The organism is Amycolatopsis eburnea (assembly GCF_003937945.1).
Lineage (GTDB): Bacteria > Actinomycetota > Actinomycetes > Mycobacteriales > Pseudonocardiaceae > Amycolatopsis > Amycolatopsis eburnea.
Genome location: NZ_RSEC01000061.1, coordinates 211,817 through 234,867, shown reverse-complemented (window position 1 = coordinate 234,867; position 23,051 = coordinate 211,817). Strand labels below are relative to the sequence as shown.

The window sequence follows — 23,051 nt, the reverse complement described above, 5'->3', positions numbered from 1 at the left end:
GTCAGCCGAGTTTCTCGGCCGCCAGGCGGGTGCCTTCCACCCGGGCCTTGATCTTCGCGAAGGCGATGTCGCGCGACGTCGACGTGTCGTCCGCGAACGGCGAGAACCCGCAGTCGTCGCACGTCCCGAGCCGCTCGGCCGGGACGTACCGGGCCGCCGCCAGGACGCGGTCGCGGACCTCCTCCGGGGTCTCCACGCGCGGGTCGATCGGGTCGGTCACGCCGACGAAGACCCGCTGGTCGGCCTTCAGGTTGTCGGCGATGACCGCGAGCGCGCGATCGGGGTCCGGCTCGCTGGCCAGCTGGACGAAGAAGCGCCCGGCCTTGAGGTCGAACAGCGCCGGCAGCAGGCCCGCGTAGTCGACGTCGAGGCTGTGCACCGAGTCCAGGTCGCCGCCCGGGCAGGTGTGGACGCCGATCTTCGCGCGCTCCTCCGCCGTGAACCGGTCGAGGACCGCGTTGTTCAGCTCGACGAACTGCCGCAGCAGGCCGCCCGACGGGTCCAGCTTCAGCGACAGCCGGCCCTCGGTGAAGTCGATCTGGACGCTGTCGGCGCCCGCGTCGAGGCTGCGGCGGATGTCCGCCTCGGCCTCGTTCACCAGGTCGGCGATGAACTGCTCCTGCGAGTACCCCTCGATGCCGTCGGCCGGGTAGATCAGGGAAACGGCCGAAGCCGCGATCACCGCCTGCTTGACCGGCTTGGCCGTGAGCGCCTTCGCCCGGGTCAGGTACTCGTCGGCGTGGGTCGCGTAGCGGAACGGACCCGCGGTCAGCCGCGGCAGCTGCCGGGTGTGCCCGTCGGCGAACGGGATGACGACGCCGTCCGGCGCCAGCGCGGTCAGCCCGGCCAGCGGGTACGTCGCGAAGCTCGGCTTGCCCTGCTCGCCGTCGGTCAGCACCGGGGAGCCGGTCTCCTCGAACCGGGCGATCGTGTCGGCCAGCGCGCGGCTCTCCAGCTCGGCGAGCGCGGCGGCGTCGATCCGCCCGGCGGCGAACTCCCCGAGGCCCTCGACGAGGTACGCCGGGCGCGGGATGCTGCCGATCGGTTCGGTGGGCAGGGTCATCGAGGTCCTCCAGCTGGGTTCAGGCACGCGAGAGGACGCAACGGCCGCCCCCTCGGTCACCGGCCACGTTCGCAAGGCAACTTAACGTGCTCACGGGCGCTCACGGAGCGCGGATCACCCGGTCGGCTCAGTAAAAAGCACGAATTCGGAAGGCGTTCGGCGGTTCGTTGGGAGGACGATGGGGTATTCGCTTTGGCGATACGGCGGGTACGGCGCCGAAGGAGTACCCCGATGCTCAGTCACCACGATCGCACCGAGCTCGAAAAGATCGAACGCAGCCTCGAGCTCAGCGACCCCGATCTGGCCACCGCGCTGCGCGAGGGCAAGCGGCCGAAGTCGCGCGCGCTCCGGAGCACCGTCCTGATCATCTTCGACGTCGTCGCCGTGACGCTGCTGGTCGTGGGGCTGGTCCTGCCCGGCCCGGGTGTCACGCTGTGCGGGATCATCGCGCTCACCGGCACCGTCTGGACCCACGTGGCGCGGCACCGGATCTGAGGCGAGACTGGGCCCGTGAAGTGGGTCCTGCACGTCGACCTCGACCAGTTCATCGCCGCGGTCGAGATCGCCCGCCACCCCGAGCTCGCGGGCCGGCCCGTCGTCGTCGGGGGCAACGGCGACCCCACCGAACGGGCGGTGGTCGCGACCGCCTCGTACGAGGCCCGCGAGTTCGGCGTCCAGTCCGGCATGCCGCTGCGGCTCGCCGCGAAGCGCTGCCCGGACGCCGTCTTCCTGCCCAGTGACCCGGACGCCTACCTCGAGGTGTCGGCGCGGGTGATGGGGGTGCTGCGGGAGTTCCCGGTCGTCGTGCAGGTGCTGGGCTGGGACGAGGCGTTCCTCGGGGCGGAGACCGACGACCCGGAGGCGCTCGCGGTGGCGTTGAAGGACGCCGTGGCCCGCGAGACCGGGCTGTCGTGCGCGGTCGGGATCGGCGACAACAAGCTGCGGGCCAAGCTCGCCACCGGGTTCGGCAAGCCGGGCGGGATCTACCGGCTGACGCAGGAGAACTGGTGGCCGGTGATGGCCGAGCGGCCGACCGACGCGCTGTGGGGCATCGGCGGCAAGACCGCGAAGAAGCTGGCTGAGCTGGGCATCCGCACGGTGCTCGACCTGGCGGGCGCGGACGCGGCGGTGCTGGCCGCCCGCTTCGGCCCGAAGACCGGGCCGTGGCTGCGGCTGCTCGGCGGCGGCATCAGCGACGCCGACGTGAACGCGACCCCGTACGTGGCCCGGTCCCGCAGCCGCGAGACGACGTTCCAGCGCGACCTCACGGACCCGGCCGAGATCGCGGCGGAGGTCTCGGCGCTGGCCAAGCGGGTCACGCAGGACGTCCTGGACGAAGGCCGCCCGGCGGCGCGGGTGGCGGTCAAGGTGCGATTCGTGCCGTTCCTGACCCACACGCACAGCATCACGCTGCCGGAGCCGACGTCGGACGCGGCGGAGCTCGACCGGGCGGCGCGCGAGGTGCTGGGCATGTTCGAGCTGACCCGCGCGGTGCGGCTGCTCGGCGTGCGGGCCGAGTTCCTTCGCGAGGACGACGACTAAATCTCGTCAGGCAGCGGCAACGGCCGGTCCGGGTCCAGCTCGACGCCACCGGCCTTCAGCGTGTGGTCCAGCATCGCCCAGATCGTGCCGGTCAGCTGGTCGGTCAGCTGCGCCAGGCTGAGCGCGCCCGGGTGGTCGAGCCAGCGGGTCGTCGCCGACTCGACGTAGCCGACCAGGCCGAACGCGATCGTGTCCGCCGGGGCCGGGTCGAGGCCGAACGCCGTCAGGTAGCCCGAGAACAGGCCGCTGAGGTGGCGGGCGATCGTGCCGCGGACGTCGGTCGTGGCCGGGACCGCGCGGGCCAGGTAGCGGTGCAGGGGTTCGTGCTCGGTCAGCCAGCGCAGGTGCGTCGAGATCACCGTCGTGATCATCTCGTGCGGGGATCCCGAAGGGTGCCACAGCGGCGCGAGCTCGGCCGTCACCAGCTCCGCCGCGCGCTCGGCGATCGCGCGCTGGAGGTCGGCCGCGTCGGCGAAGTGGCGGTACAGCCGGGTGCGGGCCACGCCGGCGCGCTCGGCGATCTGCTCGGTCGAGACGTCCGGGCCGTGCTCGGCGATGGCCGCCAGTGCCGCGTCGACGAATTCGGCGCGCCGCCGCTCCTGCTGGCCCGCCCAGCGCGCCGCCCGTCCGTCGACCTTGGTCACCCGGGAAGCCTACTCAAGTCCCGCGAGCCGGTGTACGCTCGCCGAAGTAACTAGTACAGCGCGTACCCCCTACTTTTCCGGAGGCCGCCATGGGCGTCGAGGCCCAGGACCGGGACGTCACCGCGGCTCGCCTGCTCAAGAGCTCCGCGAAGAACTCCTACGACCCGTACGTCGACGTCGACTGGGCCGCGCCGCTGGTCGAGGGCAAGGCCTACATGCCGCTCGAGCGCGTCTCCCTCTACGGCACCGACCTTTGGGCGAAGCTGACGCCGGAGCAGCGGATCGAGCTGTCCAAGCACGAGATCGCCAGCATCATGAGCGTCGGGCTGTGGTTCGAGATCGTCCTCATGCAACTGCTCGCCCGGTACGTCTTCGACCTCGACGCGCGCACCGAGCACGCGCAGTACGCGATGACCGAGATCGGCGACGAGACGCGGCACTCGGTGATGTTCGCCCGCACCGCCGAGCGGCTGGGCGTCCCGCGCTACGGCGTCCCCAAGGTCGTGCACCGCGCCGCCAAGGTGTTCGGCGCGACCGCGGCCGGCCCGTCGATGTTCGCCAGCGTGCTGGTCGCCGAGGAGACCACCGACCGGCTGCAGCGCTCGATGATGGACGACGACGGCATCCAGCCGCTGATCCGCTCGGTCAACCGCATCCACGTCGTCGAGGAGGCCCGGCACGTCCGGTTCGCCAAGGAGGAGGTGCTGCGCGAGACGCCGAAGCTGTCGAAGGCGGCCCTGCAGCGGCACCGGGTGCGCACCGCGCTGGTCGCGTTCGGCGTCATCGACAGCATGGTCGACCCGCGGATCTACCGCAGCGTCGGGATCGACCCGCGCGAAGGCCGGGCCGCGGCCCTGGCGAACCCGCACTTCCACGAAACGCGCCGCTGGATGGCCGAGAAGATCGTGCCGTTCCTGCGCGAAGCGGGGCTGATCGGCGGCCGCTCGGAGGGCATCTGGCGGCGCGCGCACCTCGTCTGAGGCACTCGCGCGCGGAATTCCGCTCGCCCCGGGGTGCCCGGTTCCGCCAGGATGCCCGGGTGACGACGAAGGTCCGGCCGGCCCGCGCCGGCGACGAAGCCGTGCTCGCCGAGATCGACGAGCGCACGTGGGACTCCACCGTGTCCCCCGCTCCCCCGCCGCCGCCCGGCACGCCGTTCTTCGACGAGGGCGCGCGGCCGGAGAACTTCCTCGTCGCCGAGCACGACGGCGCCGTCGCCGGGTACGTCCGGCTCAGCGAGGGGTTCGGCATCCCGGCCCACGCGCACGTGCTGGTGCTCGGCGGGCTCGCCGTCGACCCGGACCGCCAGGGCCTCGGCATCGCGGGACGGCTGGTGGACGCGGCCATCGCGGAGGCGCGCCGGCGCGGGGCCCGCAAGCTGACGCTGCGCGTGCTGGGTCACAACGCCGCCGCCCGCCGGGTCTACGAGCGGTCCGGGTTCACCGTGGAAGGCGTGCTGCGCGGGGAATTCCGCGTCGACGGCACCGACGTCGACGACGTTCTCATGGCCCGGACGCTCGCTTGACAGCTTCGCGGCGGCTTTGCCATCCTGGATCCGGGCCGAGAGGCGCTGCGACGGAACTCCTTCCGCCACGCTCGGCCCGCGACACGCATCCAAGGGCGCCTCCCGCGAGGGAGGTGCCTTTTTTGTTGCCGTGCCCCGGTTCCTCCCGAGCGTTCCGCAACCAGCCGTCAGGAAAGAGCTCGAGGAATGAGTGACAAACTCGCACGCCGCAACGGTCTCGACTTCGCCGTCGCCGACCTTTCCCTGGCCGACGCCGGCCGCACCCAGCTGCGGCTGGCCGAGCACGAGATGCCCGGCCTGATGGCGATCCGCCGCGAGTACGCCGCCGCCCAGCCGCTCAAGGGCGCGCGCATCGCCGGGTCGCTGCACATGACCGTGCAGACCGCCGTGCTGATCGAGACACTGGTCGCGCTCGGCGCCGAGGTGCGCTGGGTGTCCTGCAACATCTTCTCCACCCAGGACGAGGCCGCCGCGGCGGTCGTCGTCGGCCCCGAGGGCACCGTCGACGCCCCGTCGGGCACCTCGGTGTTCGCCTGGAAGGGCGAGACGCTCGAAGAGTACTGGTGGTGCACCGACCAGCTCTTCGCCTTCGACGGCGGCAAGACCCCGAACATGATCCTCGACGACGGCGGCGACGCCACCCTGCTGGTGCACAAGGGCGTCGAGTTCGAAGCCGCGGGCGCCGTCCCGCAACCGTCCGAAGAGGACCCCGAGGAGTACCGGATCATCCTCGACACCCTCCGCGCGAGCGTGGCCGCCGACGGCGGCCGCTTCACCCGGATGGCCAAGGAGATCCGCGGCGTCACCGAGGAGACGACCAACGGCGTCAAGCGGCTCTACAAGCTCGCCAAGGACGGCGAGCTGCTCTTCCCGGCGATGAACGTCAACGACTCCGTCACGAAGTCCAAGTTCGACAACAAGTACGGCATCCGGCACTCCCTTGTGGACGGACTGAACCGGGCCACCGACGTGATGATCGGCGGCAAGCGCGTCGTGGTCTGCGGCTACGGCGACGTCGGCAAGGGCGCGGTCGAGGCGCTGCGCGGCCAGGGCGCCCGGGTCGCGGTCACCGAGATCGACCCGATCTGCGCGCTCCAGGCGTCGATGGACGGGCTCGACGTCGTCGAGCTCGACGACGTGGTCGCCACCGGGGACATCTTCATCACCACCACCGGCAACTTCGGCATCATCTCCGCCGACCAGATGAGCCGCATGAAGCACAACGCGATCGTCGCCAACGTCGGGCACTTCGACAACGAGATCGACATGGCCGGGCTGGCGAAGCTGCCGGGCATCGTGAAGAAGGAGATCAAGCCGCAGGTGCACGAGTGGGCGTTCCCGGACGGCCACTCGATCATCGTGCTCTCCGAAGGCCGCCTGATGAACCTCGGCAACGCGACCGGCCACCCGTCGTTCGTGATGTCGAACTCGTTCACCAACCAGGCGATCGCGCAGATCGAACTGTTCGCCAAGCCCGGCGAGTACGCCACCGACGTCCACCGGCTGCCGAAGCACCTCGACGAAAAGGTGGCCCGCCTGCACCTCGACGCACTCGGGGTGAAACTCACCAAGCTCACGAAGCAGCAGGCGGACTACATCGGCGTCGACGTCGAAGGTCCGTACAAGCTCGATCACTACCGGTACTGATCCGAGATTGCTCCGTTTGACGCAGTTTGCGGCACCGGGAAAGTGGCCATCCTCCCCGTGACAGCGCATCCGCCCGGCCGGCACGCCGGACGGGTCCCATGCGAAGGAGTGTGTGTCAAGTGATCATTCTCGGTGTAATTCTTCTCGTCATCGGGTTCATCGTGGGTATCCCGGTGCTTTACACCATCGGCATCATCCTCGCGGTGGCCGGCGTGGCACTGGCCATCCTGGGCGGCACCGGCCGCCGGATCGGTGGGCGTGCGCACTGGTACTGATTCCCGACCGGCCCGCGGCCTGGCGCGTCAGCAGCAATGCTGGCCGCGCCAGGCCGTTCGGCCTTCGTTCACGGCCACCGCGGCGATCGCGAGCGCGACCGCCGGGTCGGCCCACCACCACCCGGACAGGGCGTTGAGCAGCAACCCCGCCAGCAGCACCGCGGAAAGCCAAGTGCAGAGCAGGGTCTGCCGCGAATCCGCCACCGCGCTGGCCGACCCCAGCTCCCGCCCCGCGCGGCGCTGCGCCGCGGACAGGGCGGGCATCACCGCGAGCGAAACCGCCGCGAGCACGATTCCGGTCCGTGAGCTTTCCGGCGCGGTACCGCTGAAGAATGTGCTGACGGCCTCGATCGTGACGTAAACCGCGAGCGCGAAAAACGACAGCGCAATCGCTTTCAGAGCCCGGCGTTCCCGGCTTTCCGGGTCCGCGCCGGAAAACTGCCAGGCGACCGCGACGGCGGAAGCGACTTCGATCACGGAATCGAGCCCGAAACCGATCAGCGCCCCCGAGGAAGCCGCGCTCCCCGCGGCCAGCGCGACGACCGCCTCGACGACGTTGTAGGTGATGGTCGCCGCCACGAGCAGCCGGACCCGGCGCACCAGCACCGCGCGGCGGTCCGGCGCCACCGCGAGCGGCGCGCAGCACCCGTCCGAACACCCGGGGCTCGTCACGCCGGCTCGCAGTCGGCCCGCGGTTCGACCGCCAGCACGACGTGGACGAGTTCGCGCAGCGCGCGGGCCAGGTGGGCGTCGGCGATCTCGTAGCGCACCTGACGCCCCTCGTAGCCCGCCACGACGAGCCCGCAGCCGCGCAGGCACGACAGGTGGTTCGAGACGTTCGACCGGCTCAGCCCCAGTTCCGCGGCCAGCTTCCCGGGATAGGCGGGACCGTCGAGCAGCGCGGTCAGGATCCGGCAGCGGGTCGGGTCGGACAGGGCGCGCCCGATCCGGGCCAGGGCCGCTTCCCGCGTCTCACACGTCACCATGCGATGAACTGTACATCGACGGCTGACATATCCACACTGGACACCGGGAAAATAAAAGGGTCCTCCGGCTCCGAGGGGGAGGGAGAGCCGAAGGACCCCGTTAGTGTTAGCACATCGCCAAGCCCGTGTACACGGCTGCATACACGATCGTGTTACCGCGCTGACACCTTCCTTACGCCGCGAAGGCCTCCCCGCCGGGCGGCGGGAAGGCCTTCGCGGATCCTGGCGGGAGGCTCAGGAAGCCTGGCGCAGCAACGATTTCTCCGGCGCGGCGGCACACCCGCAGCCACCGAGGGCCGGGCAGTCGACGATCAACGCGTGCCGTACGCGGTCGCCGTCCACACAGGCCGGATCGGTGCACTCGGCGAACCCGCCTTCCGGGTGCACCACCAGCGTGCCGTGGCAGTGGTCGATCCGCGCGTCACAAGAAGCGCACTCCATGCCCCCTTGGTACCACCGGGAAGCGGCCGGGCCCGGGACCGCGGCGGCGTGTCGGCCGGACCACCCGTCCGGGGTCAGGCGGACTTCGGCGCCCGCTTCCGCGGCGCCGCCTTCTTCTTCGCCGGCTTGGCGTCCTCATCGGACGCGTCCGAAGCGGACGCCTCCGAAGTGGACGCACGCGACTTCTTCGCCGCGTCGACGCTGGCCTGCAGCGCCGCCATCAGGTCGACGACGTCGGCCTTGGCGGTGACCGCCGCGGGCTTGGTCGTCTCCTCCCCCGCGACCTTGGCCTCGATCATCTCCTCGAGGGCCTCGCGGTAGTGGTCGTGGTACTTCTCCGGCTCGAACACCGGCTCGGCCAGCGAGTCGATCAGCGAGCCCGCCATCGACAGCTCCTGCGGGCGGATCTGCGGCGGGTCGTCGCGCAGGAACGGGAAGTCGGGCTCGCGGACCTCGTCCGGCCACAGCATCGTCGTCATCACCAGCACGTCGGCGTGCACCCGCAGCACCGCCATGCTCTCCCGCTGCCGCACCGCGACCTTGGCGATGGCCACCTGGCTCGACTTGTGCAGCGCGTCCCGCAGCACGACGTACGGCTTCACCGCGTTCTTCTGCGGCTCCAGGTAGTACGTCCGGTCGTACTGGATCGGGTCGATCGACTCCAGCGGCACGAACTCGAGCACGTCGATCGTGCGCTGCGTGGGCAGCGGCAGCTCGGCCATCTCGGCGTCGGTGATGACGACCATCTCGCCGTCGGGCAGCTCGTAGCCCTTGGCGATCTCCGGGTACGGGACCTCGGCGCCGTCGATCGTGCAGAACCGCTTGTACTGGATGCGGCCGCCGTCGGCCTCGTGCACCTGGCGCAGGGAGACGTTCTTGTTCTCGGTGGCCGCGTAGAGCTGGATCGGGATGCTGACCAGCCCGAACGACACCGAGCCCTTCCACATCGCCCGCATGCCACGTACCTCCGGGGTCGCCTTCACGCTACGTGACCACCGTAGCCCGAATCGTCCCCCGGCGACAGTCCGATCTAGACCTCTGCCAGGTACTTCTCCCACTTGGCCGGGTCCAGGAACCAGTGCTGGAAGTCGGTCGGGTCGGTGAACCCGTTGGCGAACCGCCGGGCCACGGCCGGGTTCTGGCCCGCCACCCCGAGGATCTGGAGCACGTGCGGGGGCGGCGGCAGGAGCAGCGCGTTCGTCCATTCGGTGACGTGCTTGGCGTACTCCCAGTAGCGCTCGAACGTGGCGTCCATCCACGCGGCGTCGAACGGCCGGGCGCCGCGCTCGAGGATCGCGCTCAGGTAGGTCGCCGCGCAGTGGCTCGCGTTGTTGGAACCCTGCCCGGTGATCGGGTCGTTCGCCACGACGACGTCGGCCATGCCCAGCACCTTCGCCCCGCCGGGCAGGGTGCCGACCGGGTTGCGCACGACGGGCGTGTACCCGCCGGCCAGCGCGGCCTTCCCGTCGGTGAGCTCCGCGTCGCGGCAGCGCTCGTACTCCCACGGCACGAACCGGCGCATCAGGTCCAGCAGGCGGGTGAAGTGCTCCGCCGCGGCCGGGTGGTCGTCGAAGCAGTCCAGCGGGCCGCCGGGGATCCCCTCGAAGAAGAGGATGTCGCAGTTCCCGCTCAGCGTGTACGCCGGGATCATGAACAGCTCGCCGACGCCGGGCACGATGTTGAACCGCACGGCCATCTTGTCCGGGTGCTCCGGCCGCGGCCGCACGCCGTGGGCGTAGACCAGGGACAGCGCGCGCATCGGCTTCGTGAACGGCGACCGCTCGGGCACGCGGTCGAACAACTGGACCAGCTCGCCCTTGCCGGCCGAGATGATCACCAGGTCGTACAGCCGGGACAGCGCGTCCAGCTCGGACGTCATCACGCCGTGGATGACCAGCTTGCCGCCGCGGTCCTCGAACAGCTCCAGCCAGCCCGCCATCTTCACGCGCTGGTCGACCGACTGCGCGTAGTGGTCGAGCTCGGCGAACCAGTCCAGCGCGCGGCCGCCGTCCGGCCCGGCCACCGACACGCCGAGGCCCTCGACCCGGACGGTCTCGTCCTCCCACTGGTTCAGCCCGAGGTCGCGCTCGTGCTGCAGCGCGTCGTTGAACATGCACTGGGTCGACATCACGCGCCCGTTCCGGATCTCCTCCGGCGTCCGCGCGGACATCACCGTGACGTCGTAGTCCTTCGCCAGCAGCCCGAGGGCCAGCTGCAGCCCGGACTGGCCGGCGCCCACGATCAGGACTCTGCGCATGAAGCTCTTCTCTCCTCGGTTCAGGCGGGCGCGACGCTGCCGGCCAGCTCACGCGGCCCGGACAGCACGGCGAGCGACAACGTGTGGCTGACCAGCTCGGTCAGGGTGGCGATCGTCGAGGCGCGGTCCCGCGCGTCGCAGGTGACCAGCGGGACGGCCGGGTCGAGCGCCAGCGCGTCGCGGACCTCTTCGAGGTCGTGCACCGGCTTGCCCTCGAACTGGTTGACCGCCACCACGAACGGCAGCTCCGAGTCGTTCTCGAAGTAGTTGATCGCCGCGAACGACTCGTCGATCCGGCTGGTGTCGACCAGCACGACCGCGCCGAGCGCGCCACGGCTCAGGTCGTCCCAGAGGAACCAGAACCGCGCCTGGCCCGGCGTGCCGAACAGGTACAGCAGCAGGTCCGGCCGCAGCGTGATCCGGCCGAAGTCCATCGCCACGGTCGTGGTCGACTTGCCGCCGGGCGGGATCTCGTCGACGCCTTCGCCGGCCTCGGTCATCCACGCTTCGTTGCTCATCGGCGGCACTTCCGAGACCGCGCCGACGAACGTGGTCTTGCCGACACCGAAGCCCCCGGCGACGACGATCTTCGCGGAGATCGTCAGCAGATCGCCCTCAGGCGGGGAGCCGCTTGAGCCCATCAAGGATCCTCTCGAGCACGTTGGTGTCGTGGTGGTAGGCGTGCGCGGTGGGGTGGACGAACACCGCGCCCTGGGACGCGAGGTCGCCGATCAGCACCCGCACGACGCCCAGCGGCAGGTCCAGCCCGACCGACAGCTCGGCGATCGAGGACCGCACCCGGGCGCGTTCGTAGAGCGAGCGCGACTCGGGCATGAGCGTGTCGCTCAGCGCCGGGTCGTACTGCGGGACCGACACCAGCGTCTCCACCAGCAGCTGGTGGCGGGTGCTGGTGCGGCCGCCGGTGAGCGCGTACGCCCGGATCCGGCGGCTGCGCCGCGGCAGGGCGGTGTCCTTCTCGGACATGGTCTTCCCATCCGTGTCGGGCACGTCCATCACACCCGCGGCCGGCGCGCGGTGAGCACCTGGCGCAGTTCGGCGCGCACCTCGGGGGTGAGCGCGTGGCCGGCGTTGGTGATGAACTGGGTCATCTCGTAGGCGACCACCTTCATGTCCGCCTCGCCCGAGGTCAGCACCGCGAGCCCGGCACCGGAACCGATGCCCATGAACAGGAAGTAGCCGTGGGTGAGCCGGATGATGATCTGCTCGCAGGCGCCCTTCCCGAACAGCGCCGCGCTGTTGCCCGCCAGCGAGAGCAGGCCGCTGGCGATCGCGGCGAGCTGCTCGGCCTCCGCTTCGCCGACCGAGTCCGACGCGGTGAGCGGGAAGCCGTCGACGCTCATGATCAGCGCGTGGCTGACCCCGTGCACCTTCCGGACGAAGTCGTCGAGCAGCCAGGCGAAGTTCGCCGGAGCCGGGTGGGGAGCGCTCACGGGGTGGTTCCTCCGGGCGTTTCGTCCTGCTGGGCGTGGTTTTCGGCGTGGGCGGCCCGCTCCCCGTCGGCGAACGCGCCGAGGTCGGCGAGCAGCTTCTCGTGCCCGTTCACGGCCGGTTCCGCGGCCGGGGGCGGCGGCGGTGGTGGTTCGGGGGCGGCGCCGCGGATGCTGCCGGGCACGCGGCGCGGCAGGCCGTTGGCCGTCATGCCGCCGGTGGCCCGCTCGACCGGCCGGGGCCGGGGGGTGGGCTTGCGCGGCACCGGCGCGGGCTCCTCACGCGGGAACGCACCCGGCCGGCGGCGCGGCAGCCCGCCCGCCGCCACCGGTTCGGCGCCGGTCTTCGCCGGTTCGACCGTCACGGTCCGGGTGCCCGACCACGCCTTGTCGGCCAGCTCGGTGACCACGCCGGTGGGCAGCAGGACGGTCGCGACCGTGCCGTGCGGGCTGCGCCGGTCCAGGCGCACGCTGACGTCGTGGCGCGCGGCGAGGCGGGCGACCACGGCGAGGCCCATGTGCCGCGCCGAGGCGTCGTCGAGGTCGCCGCCCGCGGCCAGCCGCCGGTTGAGGCCGTCGACGCGGTCGGCGGGGATGCCGATGCCCTCGTCTTCGATCCGGACGAGCACGCTGCCCTGCTCGGTCAGGTGCGCGCTGACGTGCACCGGCGAGCTGGGCGAGGACTGGTTGGCGGCGTTGTCGAGCAGTTCCGCGAGCACCCGGCCCAGGTCCTCGGCGGCGAAGCCGACGACGCCGAGGTTCACCACCCGGCCGATGGTGATCCGGGCGTAGTGGTCGATCGAGGACATCGCCGCGCGGACCAGGTCGAGCACCGAGGTCGCGCGGGCGGCGTCGTCGGCGGTGTCCTGCCCGGCCAGCACGCGCAGGTTCTCGGCGTTGCGCCGCAGCCGCGTGGCGAGGTGGTCGAGCTGGTAGAGCTCGGCGAGGCGGTGGTGGTCCTCCTCCCCCGCTTCGAGCTCTTCGAGCCGCGCGAGCAGCTGGTCGAGCAGGTTGAGGTCACGCAGCGCCACGCTGGCGCAGATCTCGGCCAGGACGCCCTCGTCCGCGGGCGGCGGCGCCGGCGTCACTTCGGGACGCGACAGCTCCGCGATCGCCGGGCCGGCCGGCGGCGCGGACGCGGGGTGCTTCGGCGGCGCGGTGAGGTACTGCGCGGCGGCCACCCGCGAGCGGTCCAGCAGGACGCGTGATCGATCCAGGAGTTCCCGGGCCCGGCTCGCCATGTGGTCCCACTTCTTCCTTGCTCAGGTTCGGCAACGGCTGCATCGCGCCGACCCCCGGGCGGCGATGCCGGACATGCAAGCAGAAAGGTTCGTCGGATGTCCACAGCCGGTCCCCGCGCGATCGCTCGACGTGACCGGATTTCGGCCCCGTCGCTGCTGGTGAGCGCAGCCGGCTAGGCCATTCGGTGCATTTTTGCATCTTGCACCCGGCAACAGAGCGCACACGGCAAGCCCGCAACTTGCGGGCCGCGCACTTTTTTGCGGGGCACGCAAGTTTTTCGCTACACTCCGTTCATGCCGCCGGACGACCCACCCAAGCTGACCCTGCGCGAGCGCAAGAAGCGCGAAGCACGCAAGGCGCTCGCCCAGGCGGCACTGCGGCTGACGCTGGACCGCGGGCTGGAGAACGTGAAGGTCGAGGACATCGCCACCGAGGTCGGCGTGTCACCCCGCACGTTCAACAACTACTTCTCCAGCAAGGAGCAGGCGGTCTGCTCGGTCGTCGTCGACCGGCACGAGGGGATGCGCGAGGCCCTGCTCGCGCGGCCGGACGACGAGCCGCTCTGGGATTCGGTCAAGCACGCGGTGCTCGAGCAATATTCGCGTGAGGGCGAGCCCGATCGCGCGTATGTTGCGCGTATCCGTGAGCTGATGGGACGGCTCATGCTGCGCGGGGAGTTCCTGAACGCCCACGCGGCCGTCGAGCGCGTCCTGGCCGAAACGATCGCGAAACGGGTGGGCGGTGTGGACCACCTGTTGTGCCGGCTGATGGCGGCCTCGGTGGAAAGCGCTGTCCGGGTGGCCTTCACCAACTGGTTCACGACCGAAGGCGAACCGTTCCTCCCGATCCTGGAACGGCTGCTCGACGAGCTTTCCGCGGGGATGCCCACCCTGACGGCCGGCGCCACTGCTCCGCAACCCGAACCGACCACCACTCCACTGGGGGAATCGTTGTGCTAGTCAAGCTCCTGCGCAGCCACCTGCGCCCGTACCGGAGCACGTTGTGGGTGATCGTCGCGCTCCAGCTCGTGCAGACGATCGCGATGCTCTACCTGCCGACGCTGAACGCCGACATCGTCGACAACGGCCTGATCAAGGGCGACATGGACTACATCCTGCGCGTCGGCGCGATGATGCTCGTCATCACGCTCGCGCAGATCGCCGCGTCGATCGGCGCGGTCTACTTCGGCGCCCGCACCGCGATGGCGATCGGCCGCGACATCCGCGCCGGCGTCTTCCACCGCGTGCAGGACTTCTCCGCCCGCGAAGTCGGCCAGTTCGGCACGCCGTCGCTGATCACCCGCACCACCAACGACGTCCAGCAGATCCAGATGCTGGTGCTGATGACACTGACGCTCATGGTGTCGGCGCCGATCATGTGCGTCGGCGGCATCATCCTCGCGCTGAACCTCGACGTGCCGCTGTCGTCGCTGCTGCTGGTCATCGTGCCGGTGCTGGCGGTCGCGGTCGGCACGATCATCGCCAAGATGCGCCCGGCGTTCCGGCTGATGCAGGAGCGCATCGACCGGATCAACCAGATCCTGCGCGAGCAGATCATGGGCATCCGCGTCATCCGCGCGTTCGTCCGCGACAAGCACGAACGGGAGCGCTTCGACGTCGCCAACGACCAGCTGCTCACCGTGTCGCTGCGGGTCGGCAAGCTGATGGCGCTGATGTTCCCGATCGTCATGCTGGTGATGAACGCCTCCAGCGTCGCGGTGCTGTGGTTCGGCGGGCAGCGGATCGACTCCGGCAGCATGCAGATCGGCGCGATGACCGCGTTCCTGTCCTACCTGCTGCAGATCCTGATGGCCGTCATGATGGCCACGTTCATGTTCATGATGGTGCCGCGCGCCGAGGTCAGCGCCGAGCGGATCAGCGAGGTGCTCGACACCGAGTCGAGCGTCCGCCCGCCGGTGTCGCCGATCCGGCCCGGCGCGGTGCACGGGCACCTGGAGCTGTCCGGCGTCGAGTTCCGCTACCCCGGCGCGGAAAAGCCGGTGCTGAGCGACATTTCGCTGATCGGGCGGCCGGGTGAGACCACCGCCGTGATCGGCTCGACCGGTACCGGCAAGACCACGCTGCTCAACCTGATCCCCCGGCTGATGGACGCCACCCGCGGCACGGTCAAGGTGGACGGCGTCGACGTCCGCGACCTCGACCCGGCGGTGCTCGCCCGCGCGGTCGGGCTGGTGCCGCAGAAGCCGTACCTGTTCGCCGGCACGGTGGCGAGCAACCTGCGCTACGGCAACCCGGACGCCACCGACGAAGAGCTGTGGCACGCGCTCGAAGTGGCGCAAGGCAAGGACTTCGTCGAAGCGATGCCGGAGGGTCTCGACGCGCCGATCGCCCAGGGCGGCACGAACGTCTCGGGCGGGCAGCGCCAGCGGCTCGCGATCGCGCGGATGCTGGTGCACAAGCCGGAGATCTACCTGTTCGACGACTCGTTCTCCGCGCTCGACTACGCGACGGACGCGGCCCTGCGCCGCGCGCTGGTGTCCGAAACGGCCGACGCCACGGTGGTCATCGTCGCGCAGCGGGTCAGCACGATCCGCAACGCCGACCGGATCATCGTCCTCGACGAAGGCCGCGTCGTCGGCACCGGCACCCACCACGAACTCATGGACGGCAACGAAACCTACCGGGAGATCGTGCTGTCCCAGCTCACCGAACAGGAGGCGGCGTGAGTACCACGGAATCGCCCAAAGCCGCCGTCACCGACGCCGGGGAACGGCCGACCGCGCAGCGGCACAAGAACACCGGCGCCGCGACGGCCGGGCCCGGCCGCTGGATGGCCGGCGGTGCCCCGCCGGAGAAGGCGCTCGACTTCAAGGGTTCGCTGAAGCGGCTGCTGCGGCTGCTGCGCCCGCAGCGGGTCGCGCTCATCGGCGTGCTCGTGCTCGGCGCGGCCAGCGTCACGCTCACCGTGATCGGCCCGAAGATCCTCGGCCAGGCCACCGACGCGATCCTCGCCGGCGTGCTCGGCAAGCAGGTGCCGCCGGGCGTCACCAAGGAGCAGATCGTCGCCGGGCTGCGCGCCCGCGGCGACGGCACGCTGGCCGACATCTACAGCCGCGTCGACCTCGTGCCCGGCGCCGGCATCGACTTCGACAAAGTCGGGCAGATCCTGCTCATCGTGCTGGCGCTGTTCGTGATCTCGTCGTTCTTCGGGCTGATCCAGGCCCGGCTGACGACGACGCTGGTGCAGCAGGCGGTGTACCGGCTGCGCGAAGAGGTCGAGGCCAAGTTCGCGCGGCTGCCGCTGAAGTACTTCGACCGCCAGCCGCGCGGCGAGGTGCTTTCCCGCGTCACCAACGACATCGACAACCTGGCGATGTCGCTGCAGCAGACGCTGTCGCAGATCGTCTCGTCGCTGCTGACGGTGATCGGCGTGCTGATCATGATGTTCCTGATCTCGCCGCTGCTGGCGCTGATCGCGCTGCTCACGGTGCCGCTGTCGGCCGTCGTGGCGGCGAAGATCGGCAAGCGGGCGCAGCCGAACTTCATCAAGCAGTGGTCGACGACCGGGAAGCTCAACGCGCACGTCGAGGAGATGTACACCGGCCACTCGCTGGTCAAGGTGTTCGGCCGCCGCGAGGAGGCCGCGGCGATCTTCGACAAGCAGAACGAAACCCTGTACCAGGCGAGCTTCAAGGCGCAGTTCATCTCCGGCATGATCCAGCCGGCGATGATGTTCATCGGCAACCTGAGCTACGTGCTGGTGGCGGTGATCGGCGCGCTGCGCGTGGCGTCGGGCAGCCTGACGCTCGGCGAGGTGCAGGCGTTCATCCAGTACTCCCGCCAGTTCAGCCAGCCGGTGACGCAGATCGCGAGCATGGCGAACCTGCTGCAGTCCGGCGTGGCCTCGGCCGAGCGGGTGTTCGCGCTCCTCGACGCGGAGGAGCAGGGCCCGGAGCCCGCTTCGCCGGAGCGGCCCTCCCCGGTGCGCGGGCGCGTCGAGTTCCAGGACGTGTCCTTCCGCTACCTGCCGGACAAGCCGCTGATCGAGGGCTTGTCGCTGACCGTGGAACCCGGCCAGACGGTGGCGATCGTCGGCCCGACGGGCGCGGGCAAGACGACGCTGGTCAACCTGCTCATGCGCTTCTACGAGCTGGACAGCGGCCGGATCACGCTCGACGGCGTCGACATCGCGAAGATGAACCGCGAGGAACTGCGCGACCAGACCGGCATGGTGCTGCAGGACGCGTGGCTGTTCGGCGGCACGATCGCGGAGAACATCGCCTACGGCGCGGACAACCCGACGCACGAGGAGATCGTCGAAGCCGCGAAGGCGACGCACGTCGACCGCTTCGTCCGGACGCTGCCGGACGGCTACGACACGGTGCTGGACGACGAAGGCGGCACGGTCAGCGCGGGCGAGAAGCAGCTGATCACGGTGGCGCGGGCGTTCCTGGCCAAGCCGGTGATCCTGATCCTGGACGAGGCGACGAGCTCGGTCGACACCCGCACCGAGGTGCTCATCCAGCGGGCGATGAACTCCCTGCGCAGCGGCCGGACGAGCTTCGTGATCGCGCACCGGTTGTCGACGATCCGCGACGCCGACGTGATCCTGGTGATGGAGCACGGGCAGATCGTCGAGCAGGGCGACCACGAGACGCTGCTGGGCAGCGGTGGGGCTTATGCGCGGCTGTACGCGGCCCAGTTCGCGGAGGCGATGGCCGAGACGGACTGAGCGTGCGGGGCCTGCCCGGCGCCGACACCGGGCGGCCCCGCACGCATGTCATGAAAGGGTCGTTCACCTCGCCGGACGCCATGAAAGACCCGTTCACGACGTCCGGGCCGCGCCGCCCGGTACCCTGGAAGTTCTTCCAGCGGAAGGGGTACCGGGGCGGCCATGGCCGACAGACTCGACGAATACCGCGGCAAACGCGGCAAGGACCGCACCCCCGAACCCTGGCCGGACGGCCCGCCCGAGCCCGGGGGCGACGACCTCTTCGTCATCCAGGAGCACCACGCCAGCCGCCTGCACTGGGACTTCCGGCTGGAGCGCGACGGCGTGCTCGTCTCGTGGGCCGTGCCCAAGGGCCTGCCGCTCTCCCCCGGCGTTCCCCGGCTCGCCGTGCACACCGAAGACCACCCCATGGAGTACCTCACCTTCGAAGGCGAGATCCCGGCCGGCGAGTACGGCGGCGGCCGGATGACCGTGTGGGACACCGGGACCTACGAAACCCTGCACTGGAACGACCACAAGGTCGAGGTCGTCTTCCACGGCGGCCGCGCGCGTGGCAAGTACCTGTTCCTCAACCGGCACGACGAGGACGACCGCGACTGGACGCTGCGGCGCCTCGACCCCGCCGAGCCGGGCCACGAAGACGCGCCCGAGTTCCTCGAGCCGATGACGGCCGTGCCCGGCGAGCTGCCCGCCGACGACGACGCGTGGGCCTACGAATTCGCCTGGGGTGGCCTGCGGACGATGCTGCTGGTCTGCGGCGGCCGGGTCACCGCGCACGACGGGACCGGCGCCGACGTCACCGGGCGGTACCCCGAGCTGCACAAGCTCGGCGAAGACCTCGGGTCGACCGAAGTGCTGCTGGACGGCGAAGTCGTCGTGATCAAGGACGGCAAGCCGTACCCGGACGGGCTCGAAGAACGCCGCAAGGCCGACGGCGCCGCCGCCAAGCGGCTCAAGGCGCACTGCCCGGTCTTCTACTTCGCCGCCGACGTCCTGCACCTCGACGGCCACCCGACCCTGGACCTGCCGTACACCAAACGCCGTGAGCTGCTCGACGGCCTGGCCGTCGAAGACCGGCACTGGCAGGTGCCGCGCTACTACACCGGTGGCGGCGAGGCCGTCGCCGGGGCCAGCCGGCAGCACGGCCTGCCCGGCGTGGTCGCGAAACGGGCCGACAGCCCGTACCGGCCCGGCGACGCCTCGGGCGACTGGCTGCTGATCAGGAACTGACCCGCCGGGCCAGCGCCACCCCCGCGACGACGACCACGGCGCCCGCCACGACGTTGCCGATCAGGGCAGCCGTCGAGGGCGGGGTTTCGCCGCCGTGGCGGAGCAGCCACGGCGAAACCGCGGCCCACGCGCCCAGTACCGGGACGACCCAGCCGATCAGGGCGAGCCGCCGGGTGGCCGTGCGGGCGATGGCCAGCGCGATCAGGACCAGGCCGACCAGGGTGTCGCTCAGCGCGAGCACGCCCGCGCCGCCGAAGCCGGCGATCCACGGGGCCAGCACCAGGTAGAGCCCGGCCAGCAGGACGAAGCCCGCCGCCGCGCCGATCAGCGCGGTGCGCGGGCGGGGAGCCGGGGTGCTGTGCGAAGTCATCTCCTCACCTCCGCCCACGCGGGTACCCGGCCGTCGCGGCCGGTAACCGGGGCCTGTCCGCCGCCCTCGGAACGGACAGGCCCCGGGATGTCAGCAGCCGCAGGTGTAGTACGTGATGTCCCAGTGGCTGCCTTCGTCGCAGTAGAGGTTGCCGGACCCGGCTTTCCACTGCGGGTAGCCGTCGCCGCGCAGGCCGATGTAGCTGAAGCTGTTCTTGATGTAGGAGTCGATGCAGCTGTTGTGCGAGATGTCGACCTTGTAGCCGTTCCAGTGGCTGTAGGTGCCGGACGCGTGCCCGGTCTCGGTGCCCCCGGTGATGTTGATCGCGCAGCCGCTCGCGCGCTTGAGCGTGATGACGCCGCTGACCGTGCTCTGGTTGATCTGCTCGTACGACGTGCACGTCGAGTTGTAGCGGTCCGTGCAGCCGCCGCTGGACGAGTGCGTCACCCCGGCCGCGGACAGCTGCGACGCCGCCTGCGACTGCGTGAGCTTGGTGACCTCGACGCTCGCCGACGCGGTGCCGATGGTCGCGAACACCACCGTCGCCGCCGAAGCGACCAGCCCCAGCGCCGCCCGCGCCAGAATCCGTTGTCCCGGCATGCCTTGCTCCTTCTCGTGCGACGATCCGAACGGCGGCAGCCAAATGGGGGCGGCCATAACTTCGCCAAACACCGCCGCCGCGGATCGGGGCACGAGGCCGTCAGGTCCTGATCTTCGTCAAGAGTTCACGGCTGCGGTCGCGCGCCGGGGATTCACCGGTCACGGCGGCCAGCTCCCCCAGCGCGCGCAGTTCCCAAAGCGGGAACCCGAGCTCGCGGAACAGCCCGGCCGAGCCGCGCAGGCACCGCACCGCCTCGGCCGCGGCGTTCTCGGCCGCGTGCGTCCGGCCCAGGCTGAGCAGGGCGTACCCGGCGCCGCGGCGGTCGTGCAGCTCCCGGAACACGCCCATGGCGGCGAGCAGGTGCCGCCGCGCGCCCGCCGGATCACCCGCGCGGCGGCGGGCTTCGGCCAGGCTGCGGTGGGTGTAGGCGGCGGCGTGCCGGTGCCCGATCTGGTCGAACAGCGCCAGCGACCGCGTCAGGCAGCGCTGCCCGTCGGCGAGTTCCCCGGCATCGGTGTGCAGGTCGCCGAGGCTGCGCAGGACGTGCGCCTCCCAGTGCCGCTCCCGCGTCCGGACGGCGCCGCCGAGCGCGCCGGTGAGCAGGTCCGCCGCCTGGTCGCACCCGCCGTGGCGGCGCAGGACGTCGGCGTAGCGCTTCGCGGCCTGGTCGTGCCAGCGGCCGTCGTCGCATTCGCGGGCGAGCAGCATGCTCACTTCGAAGCTCTCGACCGCGCGCCGCACGTCCCCGACGTCCTCGGCCAGCGAGCCCAGCTGCGCCGCCGCGGCCGCCTGCCCCCGCCGGTCCCCGCAGGCTCGTAGCAGCTCGAGGGCTTCCCGCAGCTCGGCTTCGGCGGCGTGCGGATCACCGCCGTCGAGGTGGACGTCGGCGAGCGCGGCCAGCGCCGTCCCGGTGCCGCGTGGATCGTCCAGGACCCGGAAGCGGTGCTCGGCCATGACGAAGTAGTTCCGCGCCTGCCGCGCGCGCCCGTGCTGCCAGTGCACGGCGCCGAGGTCGTAGAGCTTCCCGGCCTCCGCGTGCGGATCACGACGCCGCCGCGCCGCGGCCAGCCCGGCGACGGTGACCGCGCGGGCCGCGTGCCCGAGCCACGGCGTGCCGGCGAGCGCGGTGCAGGCGTCGGCGAGCTGCTCGGTCAGCTCGTGCCAGCCGCGTGAACCGGCCAGCCGCACGGCGGCCGCGAGGTGCCCGGTTTCGGCGGCCGCCCAGGCGACGGGGTCCGCCGCGATCCGGCGCAGCACGGCCGGGTCCGGCCTGGCCGTCGCTGGAGCCGGGCGTCCGAGTGCGTGCCTCGCGAGCACCAGCGCGGCCTCGCACGCCCGCCGCAGTGCGGCCGGGTCCACCTCCCCCGGCGTGCCTTCGGCCAGTACCAGCCGCACGAACGGCGGGACCGTCCCGGCCGGCTCCAGCAAGTGCGCGGCGGCCAGCGCGTCGAGCCGGTCGCGGGCGTCCGCCGCCGGGCGGCCGAGCAGTGCCGCCGCCGACCAGTCCGGGACCGCGCCCTCGAACGCCGTGAGCAGCCTCAGCAACGCGACGTCGGCCGCCGGTCGCTCGCGCAGCGCCGACGTCACCGCGGCCCGGACGCTCAGGTCCCCCGCCGTCAGCTCGTCGAGGCGCCGCCGGCCGTCGGACAGGCGGGCCGCGAGTTCGGCGATCCGCAAGCCCGGCCGGGCCGCGAGCCGCACGCCGGCGATCCGGACGGCCAGTGCGAGCCCGCCGCACCGGCCGAGAAGCCGTTGCGCCGCTTCGGGTTCCGCGCGCACCCGGGGTTCGCCCACGATAGCGGCGAGCAGCGCCAGAGCGTCCTCTGTGGACAGATCGGGCACCGGGACCGGGTGCGCGCCGCAGAGGCCGGGCAGTTCGCGGCGGGTGGTGACCAGCGTGGCGCAGCCGGGGCCGCTCGGGAGCAGCGCCCGCACCTGGGCTTCGGACGCCGCGTCCTCCAGCAGCACCAGCAGCCGCCGGTCGGCGGTGTAGCCGCGCCAGAGACCCGGCAGGCCCGCGCGGTCGGCCAGTTCGGCCGGAGTCGCGCCGAGCGCGCGCAGGAATCCGGCCAGCACGGCCGCGGGTTCGGCGGGCGTGCCGTCCGGGCCGCGCAGCGACGCCGTCAGCTGGCCGTCGGGGAAACGGCGGCGGACGCGCCACGCGGCCTGCACGGCGAGCGCGGACTTCCCGGCCCCGGCGGCGCCGTGCAGCACCACCGGTGCCGGGCCCCGGAGCGCACGCGTGACGACGGCGAGTTCGGCCGCGCGGCCGGTGAGGTCGGGCACGGCCGGCGGGAGCTGGGCGGGCGGGCCCGGCGTCGTCCACTCGGTGCCGGCGATCCGGCGGTACACCGCGACGAGGTCCGCGCCCGGCCACACGCCCGCCTCTTCCCAGAGCGCGCGCCGGGTCCGGCGGAGCACCTCCAGCGCCGATTCGCGGCGGCCGACCGCGCCGAGCGCGGCCGCGAGCCGGGCGGCGAAGCGCTCGTCGGCGGGGCGGGCCGCGACCACCGGGCCGAGCCGCTCGACCACCGACCGGCCGTCGCCGTCGGCCAGCTCCAGTTCGACCAGCTGCAGCAGCGCCGCCGAGCGCCGGTCCTCCAGCCACAGCTTGTGCGCCTCCAGCAGCGGCCCGCCGGCGACGTCGGCGAACGCGTCGCCCCGCCAGCAGGCCAGCGCGCGTTCGAGGGCGTGCCGGCGCTGGGCGCGGTCGTCGGCGCCCGCCGACAGCCACGTCAGGAACTCGTCCGCGTCCAGCTCGCCCGGCTCGACCGCCAGCGCGTACCCCCGCGGCCCGGACCGCAGCCGCTGCCCGGCCTCGGCGGCACCGAGGCCGGGTGAGAGCGTCTTGCGCAGCTTCGACACGGTGACCTGCACGATCGCCGCGGCGCTCGACGGCGCGCCGTCCGGCCACAGCTCGTCGACCAGCGTGTCGCGGCCGACGTACTGGCCGGCGCGGGCGAGCAGGACGGCGAGCAGCCGCCGCGGCTGCGAAGCCGAGGGCAGCGGGACGGAGGCCGTCATCGGGCCGAGCACCTGGAATCGCACGGCTACAACACCCCACCCGCGAGATCACCTGATCGAGCGA

The 23,051-nt window shown here is 71.6% G+C and carries 24 protein-coding genes and 1 riboswitch; of the genes, 10 read left to right on the top strand and 14 right to left on the bottom strand.

Annotation, left to right across the window (positions count from 1 at the left end; all coding sequences use genetic code 11):
* Position 1: 1 nt before the first annotated feature.
* Positions 2-1,063: a cobalamin-independent methionine synthase II family protein gene (locus EIY87_RS40490; protein ID WP_125315259.1), complete on the bottom strand. Its 1,062-nt coding sequence runs from the start codon at positions 1,061-1,063 to the stop codon at positions 2-4.
* 231 nt (positions 1,064-1,294) lie between these two features.
* On the opposite strand from EIY87_RS40490, the gene EIY87_RS40485 reads away from it, so the two are divergent.
* Both EIY87_RS40485 and EIY87_RS40480 read left to right on the top strand, forming a co-directional pair.
* Positions 1,295-1,558, top strand: coding sequence for a DUF3040 domain-containing protein (locus tag EIY87_RS40485; RefSeq protein WP_125315258.1), 264 nt, complete (start codon positions 1,295-1,297; stop codon positions 1,556-1,558).
* Positions 1,559-1,573: 15 nt separating this feature from the next.
* Entirely contained in the window at positions 1,574-2,605 is a 1,032-nt protein-coding gene (locus tag EIY87_RS40480; RefSeq protein ID WP_125315257.1) for a DNA polymerase IV, read from the top strand.
* Here EIY87_RS40480 and EIY87_RS40475 read toward each other — a convergent pair.
* Positions 2,602-3,249, bottom strand: coding sequence for a TetR/AcrR family transcriptional regulator (locus EIY87_RS40475; RefSeq protein WP_125315256.1), 648 nt, complete (start codon positions 3,247-3,249; stop codon positions 2,602-2,604). The genes EIY87_RS40480 and EIY87_RS40475 overlap by 4 nt on opposite strands.
* Before the next feature lie 89 nt (positions 3,250-3,338).
* Here EIY87_RS40475 and EIY87_RS40470 point away from each other — a divergent pair, with 89 nt between their 5' ends.
* The 4 genes from EIY87_RS40470 (at position 3,339) to EIY87_RS40455 (ending at position 6,696) form a co-directional block, all read left to right on the top strand.
* Entirely contained in the window at positions 3,339-4,229 is an 891-nt protein-coding gene (locus EIY87_RS40470; protein ID WP_125315255.1) for an AurF N-oxygenase family protein, read from the top strand.
* A gap of 59 nt (positions 4,230-4,288) precedes the next feature.
* On the top strand, positions 4,289-4,774 hold the full coding sequence (locus tag EIY87_RS40465; RefSeq protein ID WP_125315254.1) for a GNAT family N-acetyltransferase: 486 nt from the start codon (positions 4,289-4,291) through the stop codon (positions 4,772-4,774).
* Between the two features lie 31 nt (positions 4,775-4,805).
* Positions 4,806-4,882: riboswitch (S-adenosyl-L-homocysteine riboswitch) on the top strand.
* A gap of 78 nt (positions 4,883-4,960) precedes the next feature.
* The gene (gene ahcY, locus EIY87_RS40460; RefSeq protein WP_125315253.1) at positions 4,961-6,421 is read left to right on the top strand and encodes an adenosylhomocysteinase; all 1,461 of its coding nucleotides are present in this window, start codon (positions 4,961-4,963) and stop codon (positions 6,419-6,421) included.
* A gap of 119 nt (positions 6,422-6,540) precedes the next feature.
* Positions 6,541-6,696 carry a hypothetical protein gene (locus tag EIY87_RS40455; RefSeq protein WP_004559113.1) on the top strand — a complete coding sequence of 52 codons (156 nt, stop codon included), beginning with the start codon at positions 6,541-6,543 and terminating at the stop codon, positions 6,694-6,696.
* Between the two features lie 27 nt (positions 6,697-6,723).
* Here EIY87_RS40455 and EIY87_RS40450 read toward each other — a convergent pair whose 3' ends face one another.
* From EIY87_RS40450 to EIY87_RS40410, 9 genes are all read right to left on the bottom strand, one after another.
* On the bottom strand, positions 6,724-7,368 hold the full coding sequence (locus EIY87_RS40450; RefSeq protein ID WP_125315252.1) for a cation transporter: 645 nt from the start codon (positions 7,366-7,368) through the stop codon (positions 6,724-6,726).
* The gene (cmtR, locus tag EIY87_RS40445; protein WP_125315251.1) at positions 7,365-7,682 is read right to left on the bottom strand and encodes a Cd(II)/Pb(II)-sensing metalloregulatory transcriptional regulator CmtR; all 318 of its coding nucleotides are present in this window, start codon (positions 7,680-7,682) and stop codon (positions 7,365-7,367) included. The genes EIY87_RS40450 and cmtR overlap by 4 nt, the downstream gene beginning before the upstream one ends.
* 234 nt (positions 7,683-7,916) lie before the next feature.
* Positions 7,917-8,123: a hypothetical protein gene (locus EIY87_RS40440; RefSeq protein WP_125315250.1), complete on the bottom strand. Its 207-nt coding sequence runs from the start codon at positions 8,121-8,123 to the stop codon at positions 7,917-7,919.
* A gap of 74 nt (positions 8,124-8,197) precedes the next feature.
* Positions 8,198-9,079 carry a non-homologous end joining protein Ku gene (ku, locus tag EIY87_RS40435; protein WP_125315249.1) on the bottom strand — a complete coding sequence of 294 codons (882 nt, stop codon included), beginning with the start codon at positions 9,077-9,079 and terminating at the stop codon, positions 8,198-8,200.
* Positions 9,080-9,153: 74 nt separating this feature from the next.
* Positions 9,154-10,380, bottom strand: a complete 1,227-nt coding sequence (locus EIY87_RS40430; RefSeq protein ID WP_125315248.1) for a styrene monooxygenase/indole monooxygenase family protein — start codon at positions 10,378-10,380, stop codon at positions 9,154-9,156.
* 20 nt (positions 10,381-10,400) lie between these two features.
* Positions 10,401-11,021 (bottom strand): GTP-binding protein, encoded by a 621-nt coding sequence (locus tag EIY87_RS40425; RefSeq protein WP_125315247.1) that lies wholly within the window; start codon positions 11,019-11,021, stop codon positions 10,401-10,403.
* On the bottom strand, positions 10,996-11,364 hold the full coding sequence (locus EIY87_RS40420; protein ID WP_125315246.1) for a DUF742 domain-containing protein: 369 nt from the start codon (positions 11,362-11,364) through the stop codon (positions 10,996-10,998). The genes EIY87_RS40425 and EIY87_RS40420 overlap by 26 nt, the downstream gene beginning before the upstream one ends.
* 29 nt (positions 11,365-11,393) lie before the next feature.
* Complete coding sequence (locus EIY87_RS40415) at positions 11,394-11,831, bottom strand: roadblock/LC7 domain-containing protein (RefSeq protein ID WP_125315245.1); 438 nt, start codon at positions 11,829-11,831, stop codon at positions 11,394-11,396.
* Complete coding sequence (locus EIY87_RS40410) at positions 11,828-13,069, bottom strand: sensor histidine kinase (protein ID WP_125315244.1); 1,242 nt, start codon at positions 13,067-13,069, stop codon at positions 11,828-11,830. The genes EIY87_RS40415 and EIY87_RS40410 overlap by 4 nt, the downstream gene beginning before the upstream one ends.
* Before the next feature lie 294 nt (positions 13,070-13,363).
* Here EIY87_RS40410 and EIY87_RS40405 point away from each other — a divergent pair, with 294 nt between their 5' ends.
* From EIY87_RS40405 to EIY87_RS40390, 4 genes are all read left to right on the top strand, one after another.
* The gene (locus EIY87_RS40405; protein ID WP_125315243.1) at positions 13,364-14,029 is read left to right on the top strand and encodes a TetR/AcrR family transcriptional regulator; all 666 of its coding nucleotides are present in this window, start codon (positions 13,364-13,366) and stop codon (positions 14,027-14,029) included.
* Positions 14,023-15,756, top strand: coding sequence for an ABC transporter ATP-binding protein (locus EIY87_RS40400; RefSeq protein ID WP_125315242.1), 1,734 nt, complete (start codon positions 14,023-14,025; stop codon positions 15,754-15,756). The genes EIY87_RS40405 and EIY87_RS40400 overlap by 7 nt, the downstream gene beginning before the upstream one ends.
* Positions 15,753-17,762, top strand: a complete 2,010-nt coding sequence (locus EIY87_RS40395) for an ABC transporter ATP-binding protein (RefSeq protein ID WP_125315241.1) — start codon at positions 15,753-15,755, stop codon at positions 17,760-17,762. The genes EIY87_RS40400 and EIY87_RS40395 overlap by 4 nt, the downstream gene beginning before the upstream one ends.
* Before the next feature lie 162 nt (positions 17,763-17,924).
* Positions 17,925-18,992, top strand: coding sequence for a DNA polymerase ligase N-terminal domain-containing protein (locus tag EIY87_RS40390; RefSeq protein ID WP_125315240.1), 1,068 nt, complete (start codon positions 17,925-17,927; stop codon positions 18,990-18,992).
* Here the strand turns inward: EIY87_RS40390 and EIY87_RS40385 are convergent.
* From EIY87_RS40385 to EIY87_RS40375, 3 genes are all read right to left on the bottom strand, one after another.
* A complete protein-coding gene (locus tag EIY87_RS40385) occupies positions 18,982-19,362 on the bottom strand; it encodes an SPW repeat protein (protein ID WP_125315239.1) in 381 nt (126 codons plus the stop codon). The two genes, EIY87_RS40390 and EIY87_RS40385, sit on opposite strands and share 11 nt — an antisense overlap.
* A gap of 90 nt (positions 19,363-19,452) precedes the next feature.
* Positions 19,453-19,962: a hypothetical protein gene (locus EIY87_RS40380; protein WP_125315238.1), complete on the bottom strand. Its 510-nt coding sequence runs from the start codon at positions 19,960-19,962 to the stop codon at positions 19,453-19,455.
* 100 nt (positions 19,963-20,062) lie between these two features.
* On the bottom strand, positions 20,063-23,011 hold the full coding sequence (locus tag EIY87_RS40375; RefSeq protein WP_125315237.1) for an AfsR/SARP family transcriptional regulator: 2,949 nt from the start codon (positions 23,009-23,011) through the stop codon (positions 20,063-20,065).
* Between the last annotated feature and the right edge of the window lie 40 nt (positions 23,012-23,051).